7 protein-coding genes are annotated in these 7167 nt (G+C 53.5%); 2 read left to right on the forward strand and 5 right to left on the reverse strand.

Features of this window, described 5'->3' with window-relative positions:
* Positions 1 to 212: hypothetical protein (locus Q8O92_07470; protein MDP2983151.1), on the forward strand; the 212-nt coding region annotated here is incomplete at its 5' end.
* A 144-nt stretch (positions 213 to 356) separates the two neighbouring features.
* Here Q8O92_07470 and Q8O92_07475 read toward each other — a convergent pair.
* The 3 genes from Q8O92_07475 to Q8O92_07485 all read right to left on the reverse strand — a co-directional run bounded on the left by Q8O92_07475 (position 357) and on the right by Q8O92_07485 (position 2862).
* Entirely contained in the window at positions 357 to 584 is a 228-nt protein-coding gene (locus tag Q8O92_07475; protein ID MDP2983152.1) for a hypothetical protein, read from the reverse strand.
* 276 nt (positions 585 to 860) lie between these two features.
* Complete coding sequence (locus Q8O92_07480; protein MDP2983153.1) at positions 861 to 2195, reverse strand: DUF4861 family protein; 1335 nt, start codon at positions 2193 to 2195, stop codon at positions 861 to 863.
* 46 nt (positions 2196 to 2241) lie between these two features.
* A complete protein-coding gene (locus Q8O92_07485; protein MDP2983154.1) occupies positions 2242 to 2862 on the reverse strand; it encodes a cation transporter in 621 nt (206 codons plus the stop codon).
* 674 nt (positions 2863 to 3536) lie between these two features.
* Here Q8O92_07485 and Q8O92_07490 point away from each other — a divergent pair.
* Complete coding sequence (locus tag Q8O92_07490) at positions 3537 to 4922, forward strand: SH3 domain-containing protein (GenBank protein ID MDP2983155.1); 1386 nt, start codon at positions 3537 to 3539, stop codon at positions 4920 to 4922.
* Positions 4923 to 4940: 18 nt separating this feature from the next.
* On the opposite strand, the gene Q8O92_07495 is transcribed toward Q8O92_07490, so the two are convergent.
* Together Q8O92_07495 and Q8O92_07500 are read right to left on the reverse strand one after the other, a co-directional pair.
* Positions 4941 to 5606: an ABC transporter ATP-binding protein gene (locus tag Q8O92_07495; protein MDP2983156.1), complete on the reverse strand. Its 666-nt coding sequence runs from the start codon at positions 5604 to 5606 to the stop codon at positions 4941 to 4943.
* Positions 5607 to 5609: 3 nt separating this feature from the next.
* Entirely contained in the window at positions 5610 to 6887 is a 1278-nt protein-coding gene (locus Q8O92_07500) for an FtsX-like permease family protein (protein MDP2983157.1), read from the reverse strand.
* Positions 6888 to 7167 lie beyond the last annotated feature (280 nt).

A 7167-nucleotide genomic window follows, 5' to 3' on the forward strand; every position in this document is an offset into this window, starting at 1 on the left:
GGGGCAAGGCACGCCTACGGGCCGCAGACCGGAAACGCGCCCAAGCGCGGAGACGGCGCGGAGCAACAAAGCGGAACGCACGCCCGGCCAACCGGGCAAGGACGCATAGGCGGGCGCGCCGGGGCGAGAGCTTGCCGAACGTCCCTACCGCCAACGGCGGCGCGCCGGGGCAGCATGGAATCCGCATAAGCCGGACGGGGCTTCAAAGATAAAATACAAAGGGCAAAGCCCAAAACCGCAAAGTCCCGCGGCGAGACCCGGACGGCGGCGGGCGGCTCCAGCCGCGGGCGATGTATTTACGCTGGAAGGGAAGTGGTATCTTATAAACGGCCGCCCGCCCTGATTATTTTATCTTTTCAACGGATGAAAAGCTCTCTTCTCAATCGTTCCCATTGGTCGAATCGAAAAGGATTATCGGAACGAACAGAAGGAATAAGGCCAGCGTCCTGAGCAACAAAAAAGAGCTTTTTCCTCTCATCAATCGACGGAGGCAAAAGACCCATATTACGAAACATTTCTTGAAGCTTTGCGCGTCGTTGCATACGTTCAAGTTCTTGCATGAAATTACTCAGTTGCTCATTCATGTGATATCTCCTTATGATAATAAAGAAGATGTTACCTTGCCAATTCTTGCCAAAATTGGTAATAATCCGTGACTTTCGTATCACTCTGTGACATTAAAACGGAACAATGAAAATGCGGCAGCCATGATGCAATTATAAGTTATACAACGAGATGAGAAGAATCTGAAATACATAATATACCCTGTTTCCTAAACCGCAGGCCGCAGGTTCAAGTCCTGCTGGGGGCACCAGTAAAGTATCCACCTTTTCGTAAGATGGTTTGATTCCTCGCAAATCTCATTTCTTCTGTTCCGCCGCAAGCGGTTCGACGATCACCGGGTTGTTGTATTCCTGCGCTGCTTTGACAATATACTCCTTGAATTCCTTTGCGCTCGACAAAACCGCCCCCTCGCTCCAGCCGCCCGCGCAGAGAAACTCGTATGTAAGGTCCCCGGTCAGCGGCATCCGGAACGTGTAGTTTTCTCCCATGCTCTTTGAAAGGAAAAACTGCGGTTTGTACGTATCCTTTACCACCAGGGCAAGCCCCAGGAACGGTTCGACTCCCGACTTGAGACCTGGATCGCCCGGATTCGGAGTCAGATAGGCGCTGAGATCGTTCGTCCCCGAAACGACCGTTCCGCCGTTCTGGTAGAACAACCGCTCATTGCTCACCCTTTGGATGCCGCATCCGAACTGCACACCCAGCGAATCCGGCAGGAAGGAAAGAAAACGGACAGCACAGGTGTAATAATTTTTGTTCCGATAGGATGTATAATACTGTTCAAGCTCGTAGGTTCCTTTTCCTGTTCTCCAGTTCATCGTATGCGCGCGAATCATGCTCCTCACGGGACCGTTGAGGACCACATCGTATGCATACCGGGTGTCGCTGAAAGGCCCCTTTCCCGCGTACGGGCTGAACCGGGGACGCGAAAGTGAATCGGGAACAGACGGGAATTCAAACAGGCACATTCCGCCCGCCCCGAACGTTTTCCGCACCCACATGATATCGGCGCCGACCGAGTACGGGGTATCGTGGCCGTAATGGTTGGTAAGCATGATGTTCGCAGTGAGTTTCGCCTCTCGTTTGCCGTACATGTCTGCGCTGTCCGGATACCAGAGTTTCCAGCCGATATGCTCCGTTTCCCACCACGGCATGACATGCTTGCCGTACATGCCGATTTCAGCGTGAGTATAGTGTCTCGACTGATCTATCATGTTGCGGCCAATATAGATGTACACAGTTTTCTTTTCCTTCGGCTCCATATCCACCATGAAAAAGAGCTCGTCCCAGATGCCGTCCTTGTCAAGGTCGTCTAACTGGGATAACAGGTACGAGCCGTTTACCTCGCCCTTTTGTGGCGGAAGGTCGGGATCTATCACCGTGATCCATTCCGGATAATGATCCGGCAGGGGCATCCTGACACGCGGAATCGCTACCGGGCATTCCTTCCTCGGCATATCGAGGGTATTGACAAGTGTCACTTTGACCCTGAAAAGGGCGGACGCCTCGCCGCGGTACGCAACATCCTGGCTCCCGAACGATGCGTTGTACCAGGCTGTATTGTCAGCCGGCCTGGCGCCAGGCGCGAAGAACAAAAGCAGGAGTGATGCAGCGACGATAACACGTTTCATAGCGGGGTCCCCTTATTGATTTATGATGTATGGAGGAATTGTTGCTTCAGGCATCGGCTACTCGAAGCTCTTTAGCAGCCCTGCGCAGCACGGTAAGCGCTGAACGCAGAAAAAGAGCCGCAATTGCAAGCCCGACTATGATGTCAGGCCAGCCGGATCGGGTGAACCATACTCCAAAAGCGGCAAATAGTACCGAGGTATTCGCAAAAATATCGTTACGGGAACATAACCAGACCGAGCTCATGTTGATATCGTCGGATCGATGCCGCCAGAGTAGACCTAAACATAAACTGTTCGCAGCAAGCGCGAGCAAGCCAACCGCGCCGATTGTCTCGAAAACCGGAACATGCGGAAAGAAAATCTTGTAACCCGCCTGCCCGAGAACGAAAAGACCGAATACCGCCATAATACCGCTCTTGAACAGGGCTGCAACGGCTTTCAGTCTCGCGCCGCGGGCGACCACGTAAATACTGAAGCTGTAAACCAGGGCATCGCCAAGCATGTCGAGGGAATCGGCCAAAAGAGAAATGGAACCTGAGATCAGTCCCGCTGTGAGTTCAACAGCGAACATAACAGCATTAATACCCAGCACTATCTTGAGCGTAGAGCTTTGGCGATTACGAAGCGCCTCGATCTCGCAGGCTTTATCGTTGCAGCAACCGGCCATTATTCGTCCTTACAGATACCATGAGAAAATAGTGCTTCGGTATGTTCGCTGATATACTTTTCAAGTTGTTCCCAATATCCTTTGTCATCCCGTATCTTCTTGCAATAAGAACAAATAGGAATATATCCTTTCAAAGTCTTTATCTCGTCGAGCGCTTTCTGCAGTTCGGCAATCAGGCGTTCTCGTTCCGATTCAGCCCGCTTGCGTTCGGTGACATCGCGGGAGATGCCGAACAGGACTTACTTATTTACGCTTCTTTTGTATTTTAGATTCACCTTTTTCACATGTCCGGGACAATCCGAAATACTTCAGCACCCTGCCGCCGGTGAACGCGCATTTCGAGTAAATTGTTTTTTAGGAGCCAAAAGTGCTTGTGGAACCGAGGATTCGGGTGTATAATCACAGAAAGCCGCACAGCGAGATGAAGAATAAGTAATATACACGATTTCTAACTCTCTAAGTAAGAAAGGATTGTGAAAAAAAAGTCTTATTCATTTTTAGACCCTGAAACAAGTTCAGGGTGTAGCGGACTCTTCGACAGGCTCAGAGTCCGCTGACCGAGCACTGAGCTTGTCGAAGTGACCGTGTCATGCCGAACTCGTTGCCGCTTTGCGGGAACGATGAAACCGTTTCGGCATCTCTCAGAAAAAACGCTGACGGAGGATTCTTTGAACATGAACCACAGGCACACTGTATGGGCTTCGGTGCTTTCTTTTTTTATTTTCGTTTCCACTTCTTTCGGACAGGAGGCAAAACCGCCCCGTCATGCCCCTGATGCACTCCCCGGTGTGGAGCCGGAAATGCTCTTCGCCGAATATTGGATCGCGATCCAGCCCGACGCCGATACGGTCATCATGACCCCGGAGGAGATTTCCCGGTTCAATGAGAAAATCCGGAGCAAAAAGGTAAAAGACAATGAAAACTTTGAAGGCCCGCTCACCAATCCCATCCTGCCTCTGGAACTCTCCTCGACGATGCCTGGCGACAGCCTCCGGATACTTCTGGAACATAACCGCAGCGAGCTCTATACCCCGAGCCCGCTTTACGGCTCCAGGGAATTCTACGACAACCGCCTTGTCATATATTCTGATCGCATGAAGGACGGGCTGGCCGTGAAAATGAATATCGCCGCAGTTCCTAAAACCATCACGCGGCGTTTCGGCCTTGTAGTAAACCACAGCAATGTGCGGCAATATCCTACCGCAGTACCGGCCTACTCCGATGCCAAGGTTATGCTGGACCGTTTCCAGGTCACCGACCTCAATATCGGATACCCGGCTGCTGTCCTCCACGAATCCGCCGATGGCGATTTCCTGTTTGTGGAGACTCCCCTGGCAAGGGGGTGGGTGCCTGCAGGGGATATTGCCATCGCCGACCGCGCCGCAGTGCGCAAACTGGCGGAAAACCGCAATTTTATCATGGCTGCGGGAGATCAGGTGCCTGTCTACGGCGACCCCGGATTCCGCAGCTTTGCCCGGTATTTATTCCTCTCCGAGACCATGCCTCTGGTGAAAAAGGATGCTAAAGGCTATCTGCTTAAGATGCCATACCGCGGACCGGACGGCTCTCTTCAGATAACCAGCGGGTATGTCCGTCTCGACGCCGATGTCCATGTCGGTCTTTTGCCCTACACGAAGCGGACTGTTCTCACCCAGATGTTCAAGCTCCTGAACACCCCCTACGGCTGGCACGGCCAGGACAACAAACGGGACTGCGTCGGGACCCTGCGCGTGGTGTTCCGGTGCGCTGGCATCGAAACCGGCCGTGCCATAACCCTGGCCTCGGAGAATCACATCCCGGTGGACACGAAACTGAGTGTCGAGGAAAAGATGGCAAAAGTGACGGCCATCGAGCCGGTCATCACTGTCGTCTCCAGTCCCGGCCATACAGCGCTCCTGCTCGGCAAGGGACGGAACGGCAAACTCTACTTCATGCACCAGGGCGGCTGGGGTTACGATGAGAACGGCGTGCACTTCATCGTGAACCGGGTATCTATTAATGACGTTCAACATTCCTGGTTCAATATTAACCAGCCGAACCTCTACACGGTTATGCGGTGAGGAATAGTAAAATTCTGATTATACCATCCTGCCTTCAAAGAGCTGAATCACCCGATGCGCGGCGCCTGCGATGGCAGTATCGTGGGTAACTATCAGCACCGTTCCTCCGGCCTCCGCAAATGCAGAAAAAGTATCCAGGACTACTTTGGCGTTATCGTTGTCAAGGTTGCCGGTGGGCTCATCGGCGAGCAGGAGGCGGGGTTCGTTGAGAAGCGCCCGCGCCAGGGCGACTCGCTGACGTTCGCCGGTGCTGAGCTCTCCGGGATGATGGCCAGCTCGTTCGGAAAGATTGAACAGCCCGATCAATTCATCCGCCCTGCGGGAAGCATTGTTACGGGGGAGAGCAACGCTCGGAGCAAGAATATTGTCGCGTACCGTGAGATAAGGTACGAGATGAAACTGCTGAAATACGAATCCGATAGCGCCGGCGCGGAAACGCGCCCGCTCATCGGGGGAAAGAGCATAGGGGTTGACACCGTCGATCGTTACACTGCCTTTATCGGGAGCAAGAAGGCCGCCGGCCGCCAGAAGCAGGGTCGTTTTGCCGCAGCCACTGGGGCCCTGCACAGCTACGAATTCACCCCTGGCCGTGGTGTTCGTAATGTCCGAAAGAGCGCTCACGACGCCCCGTTCAGTCCTGTAATACTTGCTTATCCCCAGAAGTTCAACAAGAGGAGAGGCCACCGTTCATTCCCTCCCCAGAATGTTGGCCGGATCCTCGTAGGCGGCCATGAATGAGGGCGCCCAGCTTGCAATCGCGGCAAGAAGCGGAGAAGCGAGTAGGGTAAGGAGAAAAAGCCCGGGGTCGAACAAGGCCGCAAGTGTTGCGGGATTCGCCGCCTCGCCTGATACGGCGCCAATAAAAAAACCGCACATGAATCCGATGACTGCACCCGCCAGCCCGAGTATGATTGCTTTCGAGAGAAAAACGGTCACGATCTGGCGCGAGGTGTACCCTATTGCCCGCAGAATGCCGATCTCCTCACGCCGTTCGCGAACATTGGCGAGCATCAAAAGGCCGATCAATGCCGCGGCGCCAAGGATAATCAGCGGCGCCAGCCAAGCCGCGAACCGCTCATGCTGGATTCGCAATGCGGCGCGGTAGCTCCTTTCAGCGGAAAGGGTCGAATCGGCGGTGGCCTTCGCCCGGTCACGGGCTTTGGCGCGGACGACAACGTTGTTTTCCAGTTCGATCACCTGCACATCGGGAAGAATCCGCGAAACATCGGCCCGTACCGTGGCGATGTCGTTGCCGGCGCACTGACATTTCAGTGCGAGCATGGCGTTGATAAGGCCGGGTTTGCCGAGCATCTGCTGGGCGGTTCCCAGGTCTATCCAGGCGGTGATATCATCCTTCGTGCCGCGCTGGGGATTACACTCGGAGACGGTGAACCGCTTCCCCTTCAAAAAGAGATTGTCGCCTGCTGAAATGCCAAGACTGTTCCAGAGCTCGAAACCGAGCACAATCTCCCCGTGGGAGACCGGCAGAAGCATCGGCTCCGTTTCTTCGCGATGAAGATAAGGCATCTCGCCGCGTATTCCCATGAGGACAATAGTGCGGCCGCCCTGTTCCGGCCAGCGGATTTTCTGTTCCAGGCTGGGAAGGAGGTGCCGGATAGTGATCATGTTCGAGTCGGCGAGGCGTTTTACATATGCCTCGGGCATTGTTTTCGAAGCGTATCCCGCATCATAGAAGTTATCGAGCTTTTGCCCTTTAGGGAGAATCAGGAGGTTGTATCCCAGCTCTTTCATGATCTTCCGGTACTCATCCTCCATGCGGCGCATATCCCCGGCGATTCGAGCCTCCTTTTCGGCCAGTATACGTCGTGTCTGGAGATCGTGCGCACGGAGGAGGGTCATCTCCGCGACCAGCACACCTGATGCCACTGCAACGGCAGACAGCCCCAGCAGGAACGTTGCTTTTCGATGCAGTATCTCTTGTGTGACAAGGTGCAGAAGATTCATGGTAACCCTTGATGAAATCTAAAAGAAAACAAAGAAAAAGTCTAAACCTCGATTCATGGGATTAGAGGCAATACAATTCATTTAACCCTAATTATTCACAAACTTAAAGATAAGATCCCCCCGCCGCTTGGCGGCGACCCCCTTATCGAAGGGGGTAGAAAAAATGAAAGATAAAAAATGCTTGTGGCGAATTCTCCCCTTAACAAGGGGAGATGCCGACAGGCAGAGGGGATCAATCCCTTTAATGAAATGTGAAAAAACATTTTATGAATAATCCGGG

Origin of the sequence: Candidatus Latescibacter sp., from assembly GCA_030692375.1 — a bacterium.
In the GTDB taxonomy this organism is placed as follows: domain Bacteria; phylum Latescibacterota; class Latescibacteria; order Latescibacterales; family Latescibacteraceae; genus JAUYCD01.

What these genes read in the sequence shown, in the direction of transcription:
- Q8O92_07475 (MDP2983152.1), bottom strand. Translation starts at nt 584, where the DNA reads ATGAATGAGCAACTGAGTAATTTCATGCAAGAACTTGAACGTATGCAA.
- Q8O92_07480 (MDP2983153.1), bottom strand. Translation starts at nt 2,195, where the DNA reads ATGAAACGTGTTATCGTCGCTGCATCACTCCTGCTTTTGTTCTTCGCG.
- Q8O92_07485 (MDP2983154.1), bottom strand. Translation starts at nt 2,862, where the DNA reads ATGGCCGGTTGCTGCAACGATAAAGCCTGCGAGATCGAGGCGCTTCGT.
- Q8O92_07490 (MDP2983155.1), top strand. Translation starts at nt 3,537, where the DNA reads ATGAACCACAGGCACACTGTATGGGCTTCGGTGCTTTCTTTTTTTATT.
- Q8O92_07500 (MDP2983157.1), bottom strand. Translation starts at nt 6,887, where the DNA reads ATGAATCTTCTGCACCTTGTCACACAAGAGATACTGCATCGAAAAGCA.